This is a genomic window from Citrobacter sp. wls711 (genome assembly GCF_005281055.1).
In the GTDB taxonomy this organism is placed as follows: Bacteria; Pseudomonadota; Gammaproteobacteria; order Enterobacterales; family Enterobacteriaceae; genus Citrobacter; species Citrobacter gillenii.
Map to the genome: position 1 here is coordinate 300,499 of NZ_SZXC01000007.1, position 19,953 is coordinate 320,451.

The window sequence follows — 19,953 nt, forward strand, 5'->3', positions numbered from 1 at the left end:
TTGTCAGGAAAAACCATGAAACGTGCCGTTGTCGTATTTAGTGGAGGTCAGGACTCCACCACCTGTCTGGCGCAGGCGCTGCATCAGTATGATGAAGTGCACTGTGTGACCTTTGATTATGGTCAGCGCCATCGCGCTGAGATTGATGTCGCACGTGACCTGGCCTTAAAACTCGGCGCTCGCGCACACAAAGTTCTCGACGTCACGCTGCTTAGCGAACTGGCGGTCAGTAGCTTGACCCGCGATAACATTCCGGTACCGGATTACGAACCTGAAGCCAACGGCATTCCCAACACCTTTGTGCCCGGACGTAATATTTTGTTCTTAACGCTGACGGCGATTTATGCATATCAAGTGCAAGCGGAAGCGGTCATTACTGGCGTTTGCGAGACCGATTTCTCCGGCTATCCTGATTGTCGCGATGAGTTTGTCAAAGCACTGAATCATGCCGTAAGTCTGGGCATGGCAAAAGATATCCGCTTTGAAACCCCGTTGATGTGGCTTGATAAAGCCGAAACCTGGGCACTGGCCGACTACTGGAGCAAGCTGGATCTGGTGCGTGAAGAGACGCTGACTTGCTATAACGGCGTTAAGGGCGACGGTTGCGGCCAGTGTGCCGCCTGTAACCTGCGTGCCAACGGCCTGAACCATTATCTGGCGGATAAACCGGCAGTGATGGCGGCCATGAAGCAGAAAACCGGGTTAAAGTAATTTATCGCGATGATAATGCCGGATGGCGACGCTAATGCGTCTTATCCGGCCTACAAATCGGTATCATTTGCAGGCCTGATGTTTGCAGGCCCGGCAATCTTCCCTTACTTCACCATCTGCTCCAGCTTTTCGCGCAACTCCCCTTCCAGCGGCAGCGCTTTCTGCGTTTTTAAATCGATACAGACGAAGGTAATCAACGCATCGGCCACTACCTGCCCTTCCGGCTCTAACGTGATGGTCTGGTTTAACACACCGCTTTTGCCATTTAACTGTTGTACCTGACTGGTGACGGTCAGCAGATCGCTCAGCACGGCGGGGCGCCGGTAGTTGATATTAATGTTAACCACCACAAAAGCGATATTGTGCGCGGTCATCCACTGAAAGCTGTCACTGTTTTCCAGACCGTCCCAGCGGGCTTCTTCCAGAAACTCAAGGTAGCGGGCATTGTTAACATGTTGATAGACATCGAGATGAAAACCACGAACTTTGATTTGTGTTTGCATAGCGCAGGAACCCTAATTTGTTTTTATAGGAATAGACTTGAGGATAAGGAGGCCATAACTGGTATGACCTCTACAGTCTGGCAAATTTTCAGCGCTCTGCAAGTTATTAAAGTGTTAAAACAGCCAGGTTACGCTCCACCAGTGAACTGCCCATCCCCGGCACCTGTTTTAAGTCATCAACCGTTTTAAACGGCCCGTACTCCTCCCGATAGCTGACAATCGCCTGCGCTTTCTTTAGCCCGACACCATTCATGACCCGCGCTAAATCCTCCGCCGACGCGGTATTGATGCTTACCCTGGTGCCTTCATCATCGCTCGCTTTCGTCGGTACCGTCGCTTTGCTATGCGCCGCACCCGCCCCCTCTGCTTTGGTCTGGACTGCCTGGCTTTTAGCGACCGGTTCCGCGGCCAGGGTACTTTGGCTCACGCCAGCACAGGTTAATGAAAGGGTGATAAGCAGTGCTTTGATTCCATGTTTCATACTGTTTTCTCCTTGTTTGTTAACAGTGGAATCACGATAGCGAGGTGGAGAACGGCAGACAAATGGCAAAATTCAGAAATGGAAAAGGCCGCGAAAGCGGCCTTTGGTGTATACAACTTTTTGCAATTTTTTGCGAAGCGTCTCGATTATTGCTGCTGTTCCAGCGCGTCACCGACTTTAATTTTTGCCGCTTTACGCAGGTTACTCATCAGCGCTTCGAAGACAATCTGCGCGTTGTTCTGAGTAATCCCCTGAACCATTGCTTTCTTCTGCTCTTCTGGCATTGAACCCGCTTTCACCGCGTCGAGCGCCAGCAGAACAACGTTGCCCTGCATATCGTTCGCTACGCCGTAGCTCGGCTTGTCATTCGCTGGCAGCGCCAGACCAAACGCCGCCTGGCTCAGAGGATCCTGACCTGTACGGCTCAGGGTTTTCGCTTCACCAAAACTCAGACCTGCCGCTTTCATTGCTTCATCGCCTTTACCGGCTTTCAGCGCAGCCAGCAGTTTGTCGGCATCCAGCTTCGCTTGCTGCTCTGCTTTGTTATGCTTAACAAGCGCGGTTACCTGATCTTTCACTTCAGCCAGCGGCTTAACAGCTTCCGCTTTGTGCTCTGCAATACGCAGCACAAACGCGCGATCGCCATCCACGGTGATGATGTCAGAGTTGCTGCCCGGAGTGCCATTCTCACCCACCAGACCACCATTGAAAATGATGTCTGAAACCGGTTTGAAATTCAGCTCTTCAGGCAGGCTGTCACGGCTAAACCAGCCCGTTTCAACGGCTTTCATACCCGCTGCCTGCTCAGCCCCCGCGAGGGATTCGTTATCGTTGCTTGCCGCATCGCTGACTTTCTGCTGCAGCGCATAGTAGGCATCCAGCGCTTTTTCCTGCTTCACTTTCGCCGCAATCTCGTCACGTGCTTCGCTCAGCGGTTTAACCTGCGCTGGCTGGACATCATCAAGACGAGCAACCAGGAAACCCACAGAAGACTTGATCACGCCTGACAGCTGGCCTTTTTCTTTCAGACCCGCATTCTTCAGCTCTTCTGGCGTGGTGGATTCTTCCAGCCATCCCATATCACCGCCGTTACGGGCAGAGATAATGTCGGCGGATTTTTCCTTCGCCAGGGCGGCAAAATCACCACCTTTGTTCAACGCATCCAGTACCGCTTTGGCTTCATCTTCCGTTTTGGTCTGGATGATGCTGTAGCGATTACGCTGCGGTTGAGTGAACTGATCCTGATGCTGGTCATAATAAGACTGAATATCCGCATCGCTGGCTGTTTCCTGCATAGCTGCAGCATCCAGCTTGATGTAGCTCACACGGAACTGCTCCGGCATCATAAAGTGGTTTTTATTCTGCTCGTAGTAGCTGGCAACCTCCTGCTCGGTCACCGACTGTTTCGCTGCAAGTGCGTTGACGTCAATAGTCGCTTCACGCACGATACGCTGCTGTGCAACCAGCGCCGCCAGTTCGTCCGTTTCACCCTTCAGCATGAACTCTGTCCCGGCTACGCCGTTGATCAACTGCTGGGTGGTGAGCTGATTACGCAGCGCCTGAGCATACTGGTCTGCGGTCATCCCCATCTGATTTACAATTGCGTTATAGCGGTTGTTATCAAATTTACCGTCAACCTGGAAAGCAGGCGTTGAGAGGATAGCCTGTTTAACCTGCTCATCGCTGATGCTGAGCTTCAGTTCGCGAGAGTATTGGTCCAGCAGCGCTTCGTCTACCAGACGATTCAGCACCTGCTGACGCAGCGTTTTCATGTAGCCTTCATTCGCCGCCAGCTCAGAGAACTGATCGCCCAGCTGCTGCTGCATGCGATTACGTTCACTGTTAAACGCATTCTCAAACTGCCCGCGGCTAATTTCCTGGCCATTCACTTTTGCGGCGTAGTTGTTGCTTCCGCCAATCAGGTAACCACTCACGCCGGTCAAAATGAACGACACGATAATGATACCGAAAATAATCTTGAGCACGAGACTGTTAGCAGCCGTGCGTAAGCTGTCCATCATGGTGTAACCACACTCCGCTGTAGGTGACTGTATACCTCACGCAGCATAGCGTTTTCTGAACGCTGCGTGGAAAGGTCTATTGTGACAAGAAACAGGGGCGATTGTCAGCCCACAACACGTAGAAAGTCCCGGAATCACAAATAAAAAAGGCACATCTGTTGATGCGCCCTTGTACTTAGTCACATCCCCAAAGGGGGAATCACTTAGTTTACCGCGTCTTTCAGTGCTTTACCTGCACGGAAACCCGGTACTTTAGCCGCGGCGATAGTGATCTCTTTACCAGTTTGCGGGTTGCGACCAGTACGGGCAGCACGCTCTTTAACGGCAAAAGTACCAAAACCTACCAGCGCTACGTCATCACCTTCTTTCAGGGATTCGGTAACAGAAGCAATAATTGCATCTAACGCACGTCCAGCCGCAGCTTTAGAGATATCAGCCCCTGCAGCAATTTTGTCGATCAGTTGAGATTTATTCACTCTTCTCTTCCTCTTTATAATTTATATCGCACCTGAATCCTTCAAAGTGCGAACGCGCAGCAGTTATATCAGGCCTGCCATGCCCTTACAACACCCGTTAATGATGGCAAGCCTAATCCGTCATCTAAATTAGCTATACAAAAAAAGGCTGGCAAGCCCGAAATGACCTGCCAGCCCTGTTTTTATTGACGCTCTTTGCGCGAGGTCACTATTTTGCCGTCACAACCTGCATACCTGAAGGTTCGTTTTGCAGTGCCAGAGTCAGAACTTCCTCAATGCGCTTCACCGGATGGATGTCCAGATCGGCGAGAACGTTGTCCGGAATCTCTTCCAGGTCACGTTTGTTTTCATCAGGAATTAAGACCGTTTTGATACCACCACGGTGTGCTGCCAGCAGTTTTTCTTTCAAACCACCGATCGGCAAAACCTGACCACGCAGGGTGATCTCGCCGGTCATGGCAACATCCGCACGAACCGGGTTACCGGTCAGGCACGATACCAGTGCGGTACACATAGCAATACCTGCGCTTGGACCGTCTTTCGGCGTTGCCCCTTCAGGGACGTGAACGTGAATATCACGCTTTTCGTAGAAGTCCGGGTTAATACCCAGTTTCTCCGCACGTGCGCGTACCACGGTCAGCGCTGCCTGAATGGATTCCTGCATCACTTCGCCCAGAGAACCGGTGTAGGTCAGCTTGCCTTTACCCGGCACACAGGCGGTTTCGATGGTCAGCAGATCGCCACCCACTTCAGTCCACGCCAGACCAGTGACCTGACCTACGCGGTTTTCGTTGTCCGCACGACCGTAATCAAAGCGCTGCACACCCAGGTAGTCGTGCAGGTTATCGCCATTGATCTCGATATGTTTCAGTGACTTATCAAGCAATAGTTGTTTCACCGCTTTGCGGCACAGTTTGGAGATTTCACGCTCCAGACTACGCACGCCCGCTTCACGGGTGTAGTAACGAATAATGCCCACAATGGCGCTATCGTCGACCGTCAGTTCACCTTTTTTCAGCGCGTTACGCTCAATCTGCTTCGGCAGCAGGTGGCGTTTAGCAATATTCAGCTTCTCGTCTTCGGTATAACCGGACAGACGGATCACTTCCATACGATCCAGCAACGGTGCCGGAATGTTCATGGAGTTAGAGGTCGCAACAAACATCACGTCGCTGAGATCGTAGTCCACTTCCAGGTAGTGATCGCTGAACGCCACGTTCTGTTCGGGATCCAGCACTTCAAGCAGTGCGGAAGCCGGATCGCCACGCATGTCGGAAGACATTTTGTCGATCTCATCGAGCAGGAACAGCGGGTTTTTAACGCCCACCTTGGCCATTTTCTGGATCAGTTTGCCCGGCATTGAACCGATATAGGTCCGGCGGTGACCGCGGATTTCCGCTTCGTCACGCACGCCACCCAGCGCCATACGGATGTATTTACGCCCGGTCGCTTTAGCAATGGACTGCCCCAGAGAGGTTTTACCCACCCCCGGCGGCCCTACCAGGCACAGGATCGGCCCCTTGATTTTGTTGACTCGGCTTTGAACCGCAAGATACTCAAGGATGCGGTCTTTCACGCGCTCCAGACCATAATGATCGGTATCGAGGATCTCCTGCGCCTGACGCAGGTCTTTTTTGACCTTGCTACGCGCGTTCCACGGTACCTGCACCATCCAGTCGATGTAGCCGCGAACCACGGTCGCTTCTGCCGACATCGGAGACATCATTTTCAGCTTCTGCAGTTCTGCTTCCGCTTTCTCTTTTGCCTCTTTCGGCATTTTCGCCGCGTCGATTTTACGTTTCAGCGCTTCGTTTTCATCCGGCGCGTCGTCCATCTCGCCGAGTTCTTTCTGAATGGCTTTCATTTGCTCGTTCAGATAGTACTCACGCTGGGACTTCTCCATCTGCTTTTTCACGCGGTTGCGAATACGCTTCTCAACTTGCAGCAGATCGATTTCAGATTCCATCATTGCCATCAGATATTCCAGACGTTCGTTAACGTCTGACATCTCCAGCACGGACTGCTTATCCGCCAGTTTTAGTGGCATGTGCGCAGCGATGGTGTCCGCCAGACGTGCAGGATCGTCAATGCTATTAAGCGACGTCAGCACTTCTGGTGGGATTTTCTTGTTCAGCTTGATATAGCCTTCGAACTGGCTGATTGCGGTACGCACCAGCACTTCCTGTTCGCGCTCATCAATGGCCGGCGAATCAAGGTACTCCGCTTTCGCAGAGAAATGCTCGCCGTTATCAGACAGCGCAGAAATACGCGCGCGCTGTAACCCCTCGACCAGCACCTTTACGGTGCCGTCAGGCAGTTTCAGCATCTGCAAAATAGAGGCCACGGTCCCGACGGTGAAAAGATCGTTTACACCCGGCTCATCCGTTGATGCTTCTTTCTGTGCGACCAGCATGATTTTTTTATCATGGTCCATGGCCGCTTCCAGACAACGGATAGATTTTTCCCGCCCTACAAATAAGGGTATGACCATGTGCGGATAAACCACCACATCGCGCAACGGCAATACGGGGATTTCAATGCGTTCAGAACGCTCAGGATTCATAGAGCTCTCTCTTAGTTTAGTGTCCGCCAGGTAATCAGGTGGCATTGCTGTGCTTCTTATTACCACCTTTAACATGTATGTCAGTATATGGGGATGTTTCCCACACATTCAACGCCATGTTTACGGAAAAATAAAAGGGGAGATAAAATCCCCCCTTTTTGATTAACCGATTGTATAAAATGGTTAATTATTCGCCAGATGCCTGCTGCGCTTCCGGCTTACCGTAAATCAGTAATGGCTTGCTCTGACCACCGATAACGGACTCGTCGATAACCACTTTTTCGACGTCTTCCATAGAAGGCAGATCGTACATGGTGTCGAGCAGTGCAGCTTCAACGATAGAACGCAGACCACGAGCACCGGTTTTACGCGCCATCGCTTTCTTGGCGATAGCATCCAGCGCTTCGTCACGGAATTCCAGATCCACGCCTTCAAGATTGAACAACGCCTGATACTGCTTGGTCAGGGCGTTTTTCGGCTCTTTCAGGATTTGGATCAGCGCATCTTCGCTCAGCTCGGTCAACGTTGCCACCACCGGCAGACGTCCGATGAACTCAGGGATCAGACCAAATTTGATCAGATCTTCCGGCTCAACCTGCGACAGCAGTTCACCTTCGCTGGCTTTATCAGACTGGGCTTTTACCGTCGCGCCAAAACCAATGCCGGAGCCGGTTTCAACACGGTTAGCAATCACCTTATCCAGACCGGCAAATGCGCCGCCACAGATAAACAGGATCTTAGAGGTATCAACCTGCAAGAACTCCTGCTGCGGATGTTTACGTCCGCCCTGCGGAGGCACAGCAGCAACCGTACCTTCGATCAGTTTCAACAGCGCTTGCTGTACGCCTTCGCCGGAAACATCACGCGTGATGGACGGGTTGTCTGATTTACGCGAAATCTTGTCGATCTCATCGATATAGACAATACCGCGCTGCGCTTTCTGCACGTCGTAATCGCACTTCTGCAACAATTTCTGAATGATATTTTCAACGTCCTCACCCACATAACCTGCTTCGGTCAGGGTGGTGGCGTCGGCCATAGTGAACGGAACGTCCAGCAAGCGCGCCAGCGTTTCAGCCAGCAGCGTTTTACCGGAACCCGTCGGGCCGATCAGCAGGATGTTACTTTTGCCCAACTCGACGCCATTGCTGGTGTCGCCGTTGCGCAGACGTTTGTAATGGTTGTATACCGCGACCGCCAGCACTTTCTTCGCCTGCTCCTGACCGATAACGTAATCGTCCAGGTGGTTGCGAATTTCATGCGGCGTCGGCAGCGCACTGCGTTCACGATGCGGTGCGACTTCCTTAATCTCTTCGCGAATGATGTCATTACATAAATCAACACATTCGTCGCAGATATACACGGATGGTCCGGCAATCAGCTTGCGCACTTCATGCTGGCTTTTGCCGCAAAAAGAGCAGTACAACAATTTGCCCGAGCCATCTTTGCGTTTATCTGTCATGAGTCAAAACCTCTTCTTTGTTCTTTGTGCCGCACACGACGACGCAAATGCCATTCTCAGGCGCAAGCCGCTTGTCAGCGTTGTGCCGCCCTTCATTAGTATATACACAAAATCATTCGAGCTACATCGAGGCGGCAACTAAGCGACTCCCCAGGCGCTTACATAAGTAAGTAACTGGGGGGAGCGCTGGCAGCCAACAAAGAGGTAGCGTGAAGGATGAAGTGTATAGCGACACACTTGCGTCCTGGGCATCAATTACGATGGGTCAAAATCGAGTCGACCAGACCGTACTCTACTGCTTCAGAAGCAGAGAGGAAGCGATCGCGCTCGGTGTCACGTTCAATCTGCTCAAGCGATTGACCCGTATGATGCGCCATAAGTTCATTCATGCGCCCTTTCACTTTAAGGATTTCACGGGCATGAATTTCAATATCCGTTGCCTGGCCCTGGTAACCGCCCAGAGGCTGGTGGATCATGACGCGAGAGTTAGGCAGGCAGAAGCGTTTATCTTTTGCCCCTGCAGTCAACAGGAACGCGCCCATTGAGCACGCCTGGCCCATACAAATGGTGCTAACGTCCGGCTTAATAAACTGCATGGTGTCATAGATAGACATCCCTGCGGTAATTACCCCACCCGGGGAGTTGATGTACAGGTAGATATCTTTTTCTGGGTTTTCCGCTTCCAGGAACAGCATCTGCGCCACGATCAGGTTAGCCATATGGTCTTCGACCTGGCCGGTCAGAAAAATGACGCGTTCCTTAAGTAGACGAGAATAGATATCAAAAGAGCGCTCGCCACGTGAGGTCTGTTCAATGACCATCGGCACCAGCGCCATATGGGGTGCAAAGTTATCTCGTTCGCCGCTGTATGACATTTCCGTCTCCTGGATAAAATTTGAAAAAACCTGCTGTGCTGATTGTAACCTTATGGACGGATTATCAGCTAGTCCCTCAGTAATGGGTACGACATCGCCATAATTCAAGCATAACAATCTTTTGTTGTTACGCTAACACTGAAACGCTGCTTTCGCACCCTTCCCATGCAAAATGCGTGACAAAAAAAAACCCGCCACCGGAAGGTGACGGGCTTATGTGCGAATTTCGTGCTAAAAACGCGACGAATTACGCCTGCTGGTTCATCAGTTCGTTGAAGGTAGTGGCCTTTTCAGTCACTTTTGCCTTCGCCAGAACCGCTTCAACAGCCTGCTCTTCCAGAGCGACGTTACGCATGTTTTCCATCAGCTCTTTGTTCTTGCTGTAGAATTCAACCACTTCTTTCGGATCTTCGTAAGCAGAAGCCATCTCTTCGATCAGGCCTTTTACGCGTTCTTCGTCAGCTTTCAGCTCGTTGGTACGAATAACTTCGCCCAGCAGCAGGCCAACAACAACGCGACGCTTAGCCTGTTCTTCGAACAGTTCACGCGGCAGTTCCAGAGCTTGTTTCTCGTTGCCACCGAAACGCTGCGCAGCCTGACGACGCAGAACGTCGATTTCGTTGTCAATCATGGCAACAGGAACGTCGATGTCATTCGCTTTTACCAGACCTTCGATCGCCTGAGACTTAACGCGGTTACGCACGGCGCCTTTCAGCTCGCGTTCCATGTTTTTACGCACTTCAGCACGCAGACCGGCAACAGAACCATCTTCCACGCCGAAACGCTTGATGAATTCTTCAGTCAGTTCCGGCAGTTCACGTTCTTCAACTTTCTTCAGGTTGATAACGAATTTAGCCGCTTTACCTTTCAGGTTTTCAGCGTGGTAGTCTTCCGGGAAGGTCACTTCGATAGTGAACTCTTCGCCAGCTTTGTGACCTTTAACGCCTTCTTCGAAGCCTGGGATCATACGACCCTGACCCATTGCCAGTACGAAGTCTGACGCTTTGCCGCCTTCGAACTCTTCGCCGTCTACAGAACCGGTGAAGTCGATGGTGACACGGTCTTCTGCATCAGCAGCGCCGTCTTTGTCTTTCCAGGTCGCCTGCTGCTTACGCAGGGTGTCCAGCATGACGTCAACGTCAGCGTCGGTGACTTCAACAACCGGTTTTTCAACTTCGATTGCGTCCAGACCCTTCAGCTCAACTTCCGGGTAAACTTCAAACTCTACCGCGTAAGTAAAATCTTCACCCAGTTTGTATTCGCCCGGAACGTAGTTCGGAGAGCCAGCCGGATTAATTTTTTCTTTGATGATTGCATCAACGAAGTGACGGCTCATCAGGTCGCCCAGAACGTCCTGGCGAACAGAAGCGCCATAACGCTGAGCAACAACATTCATCGGTACTTTTCCCTTGCGAAAGCCGTCAATACGCACTTTCTTCGCTACGTTGACCAGCTCGCTTTTCACAGCGTTTTCGATGCTGTCAGCAGCGATAGTAATCGTTACACGGCGGCCAAGGCCTTGAGTGGTTTCAACTGAAACTTGCATCTTGTTACCTCAAAAAATCACAGTGCTCGGTCAACTCTTCTCCGCAAGCACAGGTTGTTGGCTTCGCGGAACCGGGATGTTCTCAAAATCAATCACATTCCCTGTCGTCAGAATCATCCCGAAGACATTCCGAAAAATAAGACGCGCATTATAGCGGCATCACTTTTATGAGTCGAGAACGGTTATCGCGCGTTGCTGCGGCTTTTTTCACAATTCCCGGCTAATTTTTGTCTGAATACTGTACGACTGACTCAGAATTCAGACAAAACAAAACGGCCCGTAGGCCGTTTTCACATAATCTGTAGCAACATACTGGAAAAGCGCCGGTTGTTGCAAATCCGTTTTTCTACGCGATGCTTCCCGCTCCACGACAGGGAGGCGATGCAAAAATCGTGTCCTGCAACGCTTCCCACTCCTTGGTGGTGTAGGTATGCAGGGCTAACGCATGTACGGTTGTGGAGAGTTCCGCCGTTAACGTACTGTAAATCATCCGATGACGATTAAGAAAACGTTCACCTGTAAAGCGATCGCTGACCAGCACAACCTTAAAGTGGCTTTCAGAACCTGCCGGAACATTGTGACGATAGCTTTCATCCACAACTTCGAGGAACACGGGTTGGAACGCTGCCCTTAATTTTTCTTCTATTTGCTCACGAATCATCATGAAATTTTTCCTCCGACAACGCTGAGATGTCACCCATCCCTTTAAATACTAGCCGCTTTTACCGTTTCCATTACACCTTAGCAACAAAAAATTAGCGTTTATCTGATTTTCTCAGCCAAACGAATGAAGTTCACTGATTCAACTGTTCGGTTTATTGCAAAAAGTCCATTTATGGTCTCATCAAAGTAGATAAACGGACAACGCAATGAATTTACATGCGTTACCCACTTCCCCTCGTCTCTGGCAATGTTATGATGGCGGGAATTTTCTCTAACCATAAAATGTAGATCCACTGAGAACCCCTGGCATGTTTAAAAAAATCCTCTTTCCGTTAGTCGCGCTGTTTATGTTAGCTGGATGCGCAACGCCACCGACCACCATTGACGTTTCGCCAAAAATTACCCTGCCGCAGCAGGACCCTAGCCTGATGGGTGTGACCCTCAGCATTAATGGGGCCGATCAGCGTCAGGATCAGGCTCTGGCCAAAGTCACCCGCGACAATCAACTGGTAACGCTGACTGCATCCCGCGATCTGCGTTTCCTGCTGCAAGAAGTGCTGGAAAAACAGATGACCGCGCGCGGTTATATGATTGGTCCAAACGGTGCAGTTAACCTGCAAATCATCGTGAGCCAGCTGTACGCCGACGTGTCTCAGGGTAGCGTGCGTTATAACATCGCCACCAAGGCAGACATCGCCATTATTGCGACCGCAGCCAACGGCAACAAGATGACCAAAAACTACCGCGCAAGCTATTCTGTTGAAGGCGCGTTGCAGGCCTCTAACAAAAATATTGCTGATGCCGTTAACAGCGTCCTGACCGATACCATCGCTGATATGTCTCAGGACACCAGCGTTCACGATTTCATCAAGCAGAACGCACGTTAATTTCTGCCCTTATGGCCCGGCGCACGTCGGGCCTAAAGACGCCATGTCCAGTCACTACTTACGTATTTTTCAGCAACCTAAGTCAGCAATTCTGCTGATGCTGGGTTTTGCTTCCGGTTTACCGCTCGCGCTGACCTCCGGTACGCTTCAGGCGTGGATGACGGTCGAGAACATCGATCTTAAAACTATCGGCTTCTTTTCTCTGGTCGGTCAGGCCTACGTCTTTAAGTTTCTCTGGTCCCCTGTGATGGACCGCTACACGCCGCCGTTTTTGGGTCGACGTCGCGGCTGGCTGCTGACCACACAGATTTTGCTGCTGATATCTATTGCTGCAATGGGTTTTCTGGAGCCCGGCACGCAGTTGCGATGGATGGCAGCACTGGCGGTAGTCATCGCCTTTTGCTCAGCGTCGCAGGATATCGTCTTTGATGCCTGGAAAACGGATGTTTTACCCGCCGAAGAACGCGGCACCGGCGCTGCCATCAGCGTGCTCGGCTACCGCTTAGGGATGCTGGTTTCCGGTGGCCTGGCGCTGTGGATGGCCGATCGCTGGCTTGGCTGGCAGGGCATGTACTGGCTGATGGCGGTCCTGCTGATACCGTGTATTATCGCCACCCTGTTAGCCCCCGAACCCACAGATGCGATTCCGGTCCCTAAAACTCTGGAACAAGCTGTTGCCGCGCCGCTGCGCGATTTCTTTGGCCGTAACAACGCCTGGTTAATCCTGCTGCTGATTGTGCTGTATAAGCTTGGCGATGCCTTCGCCATGAGCCTGACCACCACCTTTTTAATCCGCGGCGTCGGATTTGACGCCGGTGAAGTTGGGGTGGTCAATAAAACGCTGGGGCTGCTGGCGACAATTGTTGGCGCACTGTACGGCGGGATCCTGATGCAACGCCTGTCGCTGTTTCGCGCATTGCTGATTTTTGGCATTTTGCAGGGCGCATCGAACGCGGGTTACTGGTTGCTCTCCATTACCGACAAACATATGTTTAGCATGGGTGCGGCAGTATTCTTCGAAAACCTGTGCGGTGGGATGGGAACAGCAGCCTTTGTCGCTCTGCTGATGACGTTGTGCAATAAATCCTTCTCCGCAACGCAGTTTGCCCTGCTCTCCGCGCTTTCCGCTGTGGGGCGCGTTTATGTCGGCCCGGTCGCAGGTTGGTTTGTCGAAGCACACGGTTGGCCCACGTTTTATCTGTTCTCCGTCTTTGCCGCGATCCCAGGCCTTATTCTGTTGCTGGTCTGTCGCCAGACGCTGGAACATAGCTGGCAAAACGAAAGTTTTATCCCGCGCACGGAGTTTCGTAGCGCGTACAACCTGGCATTGATGACGCTGGTGGCGGGCTGTTGTTTGCTGGTGGTCTGGCTGTTACTGCTGACAATGAACGCCCTGGACTACACTAACTTCTCCTTCCTGCCGGAACTGCTTGAAGTTGCGGTCGTGGTCGCAGTCTGCGGTGTGGTATTCGGTGGATTGCTGGATTATCTGGCGCTGCGTAAAACGCGTCTGGCGTGATGTTGCATATTTATGCTCTAAATAATTCGAGTTACGGGACAAAAGGCGTGAGCGTTTTGAACAGCGCTTGCGCTGGCCCCGTAGGGGAGAGGCCGAAAGGCCGAATCACGCGGCGACGCAGCAAATCCCCAGGAGCTTACATAAGTAAGTGACTGGGGTGAGCGAGGACAAATTCGTCGGGAACGAATTTGAACGCTGTTCACAGCGCCCGTAAGGGTGAGGCCCAGGATGGGCCGAGTTATTGCCAACACACCCGTAGCTTGAAGTATGACGAGCATATTTGGCCGTTGTAATAACCCTGCGTAATTATAACGGCTAAATAAACAACACTTAATAAAAATATTATTTGTTGTTTTGTGCGCCATAGATTTTGGAAATTATTGACGCCTTTTATAAATTCTATTTTCCTTACTCGATTCAGCCAACGCCATTCTATTTTTTGTTCTCTAATTGTCCTTTTATTGATAATCGATTGTTAATTAATTGTTTTATTTTTGCATTGGTTATACCAATTGCCCTTCGCACTGCCCCCGCGTGCCTGCTTTCGTTATAACGTGATGTTGCAACAGGTTCTTAAAGTCAACGCGGTATATATTGCAACATATGTGACATGCACGGCAGAACCCGGTAACACAGATCCAATGATGTTTACAGTAATGTAACCTTCCCGTAAAATGCCCTCACACTTTAAACGCCACCCGGTCCCGTGGAATTGAGGTCGTTAAATGAGACTCAGGAAATACAATAAAAGTTTGGGATGGTTGTCATTAATTGCAGGCACTGCATTACTCAGTGGCTGTAATTCTGCGCTGCTTGACCCTAAAGGACAGATTGGTCTGGAACAACGTTCACTGATACTGACGGCATTTGGCCTGATGTTGATCGTCGTTATTCCTGCCATCTTGATGGCTGTTGGTTTTGCCTGGAAGTACCGTGCAAGCAATAAAGATGCGAAGTACAGCCCGAACTGGTCACACTCCAATAAAGTGGAAGCTGTGGTCTGGACGGTGCCTATCTTAATCATCATTTTCCTTGCCGTACTGACCTGGAAAACCACGCACGCGCTTGAGCCAAGCAAACCGCTGGCGCATGACGAGAAGCCCATTACCATCGAAGTGGTTTCCATGGACTGGAAATGGTTCTTCATCTATCCGGAACAGGGTATCGCTACCGTGAATGAAATCGCTTTCCCGGCGAACACTCCGGTTGAATTCAAAGTGACATCCAACTCCGTGATGAACTCCTTCTTCATCCCGCGTCTGGGTAGCCAGATTTATGCCATGGCCGGTATGCAGACTCGACTGCATCTGATCGCCAACGAAGCCGGTACTTATGATGGTATCTCCGCAAGCTACAGCGGACCAGGCTTCTCCGGTATGAAGTTCAAGGCTATCGCAACAAAGGACCGCGCCGAATTCGACCAATGGGTTGCTAAAGCTAAACAGTCCACGAACACCATGAGTGACATGGCAGCGTTCGAGAAAGTGGCTGTACCAAGCGAATACAACCAGGTGGAATATTTCTCCAACGTGAAACCGGATTTGTTTAAAGACGTTATTAACAAATTTATGGCTCACGGTAAGAGCATGGACATGGCCAAACCAGAAGGTGAGCACAGCGCACACGAAGGAATGGAAGGCATGGACATGAGCCACGCGGAATCCGCGAACTCAAGGGGCTGAGGAAGAATACGATGTTCGGAAAATTGACACTGGATGCAGTCCCGTTCCATGAACCAATCGTCATGGTTACGATCGCTGCCATTATCATCGGTGGGGCGGCCTTACTGGGCCTCATTACTTACTTCGGTAAGTGGACCTACCTGTGGAAAGAGTGGCTGACTTCGGTTGACCACAAACGCCTTGGCATCATGTATGTCATCGTCGCCATCGTCATGTTGATTCGTGGCTTTGCTGACGCCATCATGATGCGTAGTCAGCAGGCGCTGGCGTCTGCAGGTGAAGCGGGCTTCCTGCCACCTCACCACTACGACCAGATCTTCACGGCTCACGGCGTGATCATGATCTTCTTCGTCGCCATGCCATTTGTTATCGGTCTGATGAACCTGGTGGTTCCGCTGCAGATCGGCGCACGTGACGTTGCCTTCCCCTTCCTGAACAACCTGAGCTTCTGGTTCACCGTTGTCGGCGTTATCCTGGTTAACCTGTCTCTGGGCGTAGGTGAATTCGCACAGACCGGCTGGCTGGCCTATCCGCCGCTCTCGGGAATAGAGTACAGTCCAAGCGTCGGGGTTGATTATTGGATATGGGCGGTGCAGTTGTCCGGTATCGGTACAACCTTAACCGGTATCAACTTCTTTGTGACCATCATCAAGATGCGTGCACCGGGTATGACGATGTTCAAGATGCCGGTATTTACCTGGGCATCTCTGTGCGCCAACATCCTGATTATCGCCTCCTTCCCAATCTTGACGGTCACCGTCGCGTTGCTAACCCTGGATCGCTATCTGGGCACCCATTTCTTTACCAACGATATGGGCGGCAACATGATGATGTACATCAACCTGATTTGGGCCTGGGGCCATCCGGAAGTGTACATTCTGATTCTGCCGGTCTTCGGGGTGTTCTCCGAAATCGCAGCGACCTTCTCGCGTAAACGCCTGTTTGGCTACACCTCGCTGGTGTGGGCAACCGTGTGTATCACCGTTCTGTCGTTCGTTGTTTGGCTGCACCACTTCTTCACCATGGGTGCAGGCGCTAACGTTAACGCCTTCTTCGGTATTACCACCATGATTATCGCCATCCCGACCGGGGTGAAGATCTTCAACTGGCTGTTCACCATGTATCAAGGCCGTATCGTATTCCACTCAGCGATGCTGTGGACGATTGGCTTCATCGTGACCTTCTCAGTCGGCGGTATGACCGGCGTACTGCTGGCGGTTCCGGGTGCGGACTTCGTACTGCACAACAGCCTGTTCCTGATTGCGCACTTCCACAACGTTATCATCGGCGGCGTGGTATTTGGTTGCTTCGCCGGTATGACCTACTGGTGGCCAAAAGCGTTTGGCTACACGCTGAACGAAACCTGGGGCAAACGCGCATTCTGGTTGTGGATCATCGGCTTCTTCGTGGCATTTATGCCGCTGTATGTGCTGGGCTTTATGGGTATGACCCGTCGTCTCAGCCAGCAGATTGACCCGCAGTTCCATCCGATGCTGGTCGTTGCCGCCTGCGGTGCCGCGCTGATTGCACTGGGTATCCTGTGCCAGCTGATTCAGATCTACGTGTCTATTCGCGACCGCGAGCAGAACCGTGACCTGACCGGTGACCCGTGGGGTGGTCGTACGCTGGAGTGGGCAACCTCTTCCCCGCCTCCGTTCTACAACTTTGCCGTTGTGCCACACGTTCACGAGCGTGATGCCTTCTGGGAAATGAAAGAAAAAGGCGAAGCGTATAAGCAACCTACGCACTATGAAGAGATTCATATGCCGAAGAACAGCGGCGCCGGTATCGTCATTACCGCCTTCGCAACACTGTTTGGTTTCGCCATGATCTGGCATATCTGGTGGCTGGCAATTGCAAGCTTCGCAGGCATGATTATCAGCTGGATCGTGAAAAGCTTTGATGAAGACGTGGATTACTACGTGCCGGTCCCGGAAGTCGAAAAACTGGAAAATCAGCATTTCGATGAGATTACTAAGGCAGGGCTGAAAAATGGCAACTGATACTTTAGCGCACGCGAATGCCCACGCGCACGAACACGGGCACCACGATGCAGGTCAGAACAAAATCTTCGGATTTTGGGTCTACCTGATGAGCGACTGCATTCTGTTCTCTATTCTGTTTGCAACCTATGCCGTTCTGGTGAACGGCACCGCAGGTGGCCCAACAGGTAAGGACATTTTTGAGCTGCCGTTCGTCCTGGTAGAGACCTTCCTGCTGTTATTCAGCTCCATTACTTACGGCATGGCGGCGATCGCCATGTACAAGAACAACAAGAGCCAGGTGATTTCCTGGCTGGCGTTGACCTTCTTGTTCGGTGCCGGATTCATCGGGATGGAAATCTATGAATTCCACCACCTGATTGTTAACGATATGGGCCCGGATCGTAGCGGTTTCCTGTCGGCGTTCTTCGCGCTGGTTGGTACGCACGGTTTGCACGTCACTTCCGGTCTTATCTGGATGGCGGTGCTGATGGTGCAAGTTGCCCGTCGCGGCCTGACCAGCACTAACCGTACCCGCATCATGTGCCTGAGCCTGTTCTGGCACTTCCTGGATGTGGTGTGGATCTGCGTGTTCACTGTTGTTTATCTGATGGGGGCGATGTAATGAGTCATTCAAACGTGAGCGGCGGCGCATCCCATGGCAGCGTAAAAACCTACATGACAGGTTTTATCCTGTCTATCATCCTGACGGTCATTCCGTTCTGGATGGTGATGACAGGTTCTGCCTCTCCTGCCGTTATTCTGGGGACTATCCTCATTATGGCAGTGGTACAGATACTGGTTCACCTGGTGTGCTTCCTGCACATGAATAGCAAATCTGATGAAGGTTGGAACATGACGGCCTTTGTCTTTACTGTGCTAATCATCGCCATTCTGGTTGTGGGCTCCATCTGGATTATGTGGAACCTGAACTACAACATGATGATGCACTAAGAGCGGCGATTATGATGTTTAAGCAATACCTGCAAGTAACGAAACCAGGCATCATCTTTGGCAACCTGATCTCGGTGATTGGTGGATTCCTGCTGGCCTCTAAAGGCAGCATTGATTATCCCCTGTTTATCTACACGTTGGTTGGGGTGTCACTGGTTGTGGCGTCGGGTTGTGTATTTAACAACTACATCGACAGGGATATCGACAGGAAGATGGAGAGGACCAAAAACCGTGTGCTGGTTAAAGGTCTGATTTCTCCTGCGGTCTCGCTGGTATACGCCACCTTGCTGGGTATTGCTGGCTTTATGCTGCTGTGGTTTGGCGCGAACCCTCTGGCCTGCTGGCTGGGGGTGATGGGCTTCGTGGTCTATGTTGGCGTGTACAGCCTGTACATGAAACGCCACTCGGTCTACGGTACGCTGATTGGCTCACTCTCCGGCGCTGCGCCGCCGGTGATTGGCTACTGCGCCGTGACGGGGAGCTTTGACAGCGGTGCACTGATTCTGCTGGCGATTTTCAGCCTGTGGCAGATGCCGCACTCTTACGCAATCGCGATTTTCCGCTTTAAGGATTATCAGGCTGCCAACATTCCGGTACTGCCGGTGGTGAAAGGCATTTCGGTGGCGAAGAACCATATCACGCTGTATATCATCGCCTTTGCTATCGCCACGCTGATGCTGTCTCTGGGCGGTTACGCCGGCTACAAATATCTGGTTGTGGCGGCTGCGGTCAGCGTCTGGTGGTTAGGCATGGCGCTGCGTGGGTACAAAGTGGAAGATGACAGAGTCTGGGCGCGCAAGCTGTTCGGTTTCTCCATCATTGCCATCACCGCGCTTTCCGTGATGATGTCCGTCGACTTTATGGTGCCAAACTCGCAGAACCTGCTGACTTACGTCTGGTAAGCTAATCGTCACATCTTCTATGCCGGATGGCGGCTAACGCCTTATCCGGCCTACAAAAAGCACATTGCTTGTAGGCCGGATAAACGTAACCCCATCAGGCATCTTCCAGTTTATTATTCGTCCAGATTTCAAACAGCCATTTCCCCGCTTCAGCCGACTCAGCAAACATCCTTACAGTTAACGGTAAACGTGTTGCTTCCACTTCTTCCCGCTTAGCTTTGAACCATCTCGTGAATAGTGGCAGATTGTGCCATGGATAATAAGGTTTCCAGTTCACACATGATAAATCGACTTTGAACTCTTTCTCATATCTATCCAGAGCACTGTGGAGATCATCACCGGGGGCGTCAAACAATTCTGAGTCGAGTTCTAAGGGAACCTCCTTCCAGTTTTCATCCAAAAACCCAGGTATTTCTTCCCTGAACATCAAAAGCACATCATTAGCAATAGTCATTAGTATGATGAACCCCCTTAAATTCAATACTGTTTTCTCGTCCCTTCACGTCGCACCCGCCTTTGATCAGCGCGCCGCCATCGTCATACATCCACATATTGCCCGGAATCGCCATTTTCCCTGTTCCTTATTCCGTAAAAAAAGACCACAAAAAATGTACACTTGAAATTATTGCATGTAAATTAGTTGCTATCGTAACAACGCTTTTTACACCTCTTCACGGCTCCACATATTGTAGTGGTTTACCCCATCCTCTCCCCGCTTTACACTAG

The 19,953-nt window shown here is 51.3% G+C and carries 18 protein-coding genes and 1 pseudogene; 8 read left to right on the forward strand and 11 right to left on the reverse strand.

Annotated elements, in window-relative coordinates; translation table 11 throughout:
* Window positions 1-15: 15 nt before the first annotated feature.
* Window positions 16-711: a 7-cyano-7-deazaguanine synthase QueC gene (queC, locus tag FDW98_RS03375; RefSeq protein ID WP_096758058.1), complete on the forward strand. Its 696-nt coding sequence runs from the start codon at window positions 16-18 to the stop codon at window positions 709-711.
* 104 nt (window positions 712-815) lie between these two features.
* On the opposite strand, the gene fadM is transcribed toward queC, so the two are convergent.
* The 9 genes from fadM to bolA all read right to left on the reverse strand — a co-directional run bounded on the left by fadM (window position 816) and on the right by bolA (window position 11,302).
* Complete coding sequence (gene fadM, locus FDW98_RS03380; protein ID WP_096758059.1) at window positions 816-1,214, reverse strand: long-chain acyl-CoA thioesterase FadM; 399 nt, start codon at window positions 1,212-1,214, stop codon at window positions 816-818.
* A 106-nt stretch (window positions 1,215-1,320) separates the two neighbouring features.
* Window positions 1,321-1,695 carry a helix-hairpin-helix domain-containing protein gene (locus tag FDW98_RS03385; protein ID WP_096758060.1) on the reverse strand — a complete coding sequence of 125 codons (375 nt, stop codon included), beginning with the start codon at window positions 1,693-1,695 and terminating at the stop codon, window positions 1,321-1,323.
* 146 nt (window positions 1,696-1,841) lie between these two features.
* Window positions 1,842-3,716 carry a peptidylprolyl isomerase gene (gene ppiD / locus FDW98_RS03395; protein ID WP_096758061.1) on the reverse strand — a complete coding sequence of 625 codons (1,875 nt, stop codon included), beginning with the start codon at window positions 3,714-3,716 and terminating at the stop codon, window positions 1,842-1,844.
* A 203-nt stretch (window positions 3,717-3,919) separates the two neighbouring features.
* The gene (hupB, locus tag FDW98_RS03400) at window positions 3,920-4,210 is read right to left on the reverse strand and encodes a nucleoid-associated protein HU-beta (RefSeq protein WP_219352570.1); all 291 of its coding nucleotides are present in this window, start codon (window positions 4,208-4,210) and stop codon (window positions 3,920-3,922) included.
* A 190-nt stretch (window positions 4,211-4,400) separates the two neighbouring features.
* Window positions 4,401-6,755, reverse strand: coding sequence for an endopeptidase La (gene lon, locus FDW98_RS03405; RefSeq protein ID WP_096758062.1), 2,355 nt, complete (start codon window positions 6,753-6,755; stop codon window positions 4,401-4,403).
* A 187-nt stretch (window positions 6,756-6,942) separates the two neighbouring features.
* Window positions 6,943-8,217, reverse strand: coding sequence for an ATP-dependent protease ATP-binding subunit ClpX (gene clpX / locus FDW98_RS03410; protein WP_096758063.1), 1,275 nt, complete (start codon window positions 8,215-8,217; stop codon window positions 6,943-6,945).
* Between the two features lie 251 nt (window positions 8,218-8,468).
* Window positions 8,469-9,092, reverse strand: a complete 624-nt coding sequence (clpP, locus tag FDW98_RS03415; RefSeq protein WP_096758064.1) for an ATP-dependent Clp endopeptidase proteolytic subunit ClpP — start codon at window positions 9,090-9,092, stop codon at window positions 8,469-8,471.
* A gap of 247 nt (window positions 9,093-9,339) precedes the next feature.
* Entirely contained in the window at window positions 9,340-10,638 is a 1,299-nt protein-coding gene (tig, locus tag FDW98_RS03420) for a trigger factor (RefSeq protein ID WP_096758065.1), read from the reverse strand.
* Window positions 10,639-10,984: 346 nt separating this feature from the next.
* The gene (gene bolA / locus FDW98_RS03425) at window positions 10,985-11,302 is read right to left on the reverse strand and encodes a transcriptional regulator BolA (RefSeq protein ID WP_096758066.1); all 318 of its coding nucleotides are present in this window, start codon (window positions 11,300-11,302) and stop codon (window positions 10,985-10,987) included.
* 307 nt (window positions 11,303-11,609) lie between these two features.
* On the opposite strand from bolA, the gene FDW98_RS03430 reads away from it, so the two are divergent.
* From FDW98_RS03430 to cyoE, 7 genes are all read left to right on the forward strand, one after another.
* A complete protein-coding gene (locus FDW98_RS03430; RefSeq protein ID WP_096758067.1) occupies window positions 11,610-12,188 on the forward strand; it encodes a lipoprotein in 579 nt (192 codons plus the stop codon).
* A gap of 43 nt (window positions 12,189-12,231) precedes the next feature.
* A complete protein-coding gene (ampG, locus tag FDW98_RS03435; RefSeq protein WP_096758068.1) occupies window positions 12,232-13,707 on the forward strand; it encodes a muropeptide MFS transporter AmpG in 1,476 nt (491 codons plus the stop codon).
* Between the two features lie 725 nt (window positions 13,708-14,432).
* On the forward strand, window positions 14,433-15,389 hold the full coding sequence (cyoA, locus tag FDW98_RS03445) for a cytochrome o ubiquinol oxidase subunit II (RefSeq protein ID WP_096758069.1): 957 nt from the start codon (window positions 14,433-14,435) through the stop codon (window positions 15,387-15,389).
* Window positions 15,390-15,400: 11 nt separating this feature from the next.
* Window positions 15,401-17,392, forward strand: a complete 1,992-nt coding sequence (gene cyoB / locus FDW98_RS03450) for a cytochrome o ubiquinol oxidase subunit I (RefSeq protein ID WP_096758070.1) — start codon at window positions 15,401-15,403, stop codon at window positions 17,390-17,392.
* Complete coding sequence (locus FDW98_RS03455) at window positions 17,382-17,996, forward strand: cytochrome o ubiquinol oxidase subunit III (RefSeq protein WP_096758071.1); 615 nt, start codon at window positions 17,382-17,384, stop codon at window positions 17,994-17,996. The genes cyoB and FDW98_RS03455 overlap by 11 nt, the downstream gene beginning before the upstream one ends.
* The gene (locus FDW98_RS03460; RefSeq protein WP_096758072.1) at window positions 17,996-18,325 is read left to right on the forward strand and encodes a cytochrome o ubiquinol oxidase subunit IV; all 330 of its coding nucleotides are present in this window, start codon (window positions 17,996-17,998) and stop codon (window positions 18,323-18,325) included. Before FDW98_RS03455 ends, FDW98_RS03460 begins: the two co-directional genes overlap by 1 nt.
* 11 nt (window positions 18,326-18,336) lie before the next feature.
* Window positions 18,337-19,227 (forward strand): heme o synthase, encoded by an 891-nt coding sequence (cyoE, locus tag FDW98_RS03465; protein WP_096758073.1) that lies wholly within the window; start codon window positions 18,337-18,339, stop codon window positions 19,225-19,227.
* Window positions 19,228-19,321: 94 nt separating this feature from the next.
* On the opposite strand, the gene FDW98_RS03470 is transcribed toward cyoE, so the two are convergent.
* Together FDW98_RS03470 and FDW98_RS03475 are read right to left on the reverse strand one after the other, a co-directional pair.
* Window positions 19,322-19,681: a DUF1493 family protein gene (locus FDW98_RS03470; RefSeq protein WP_096758074.1), complete on the reverse strand. Its 360-nt coding sequence runs from the start codon at window positions 19,679-19,681 to the stop codon at window positions 19,322-19,324.
* A gap of 4 nt (window positions 19,682-19,685) precedes the next feature.
* Window positions 19,686-19,796: pseudogene (locus FDW98_RS03475) on the reverse strand (type VI secretion system tube protein Hcp); the annotation flags it as partial.
* Window positions 19,797-19,953 lie beyond the last annotated feature (157 nt).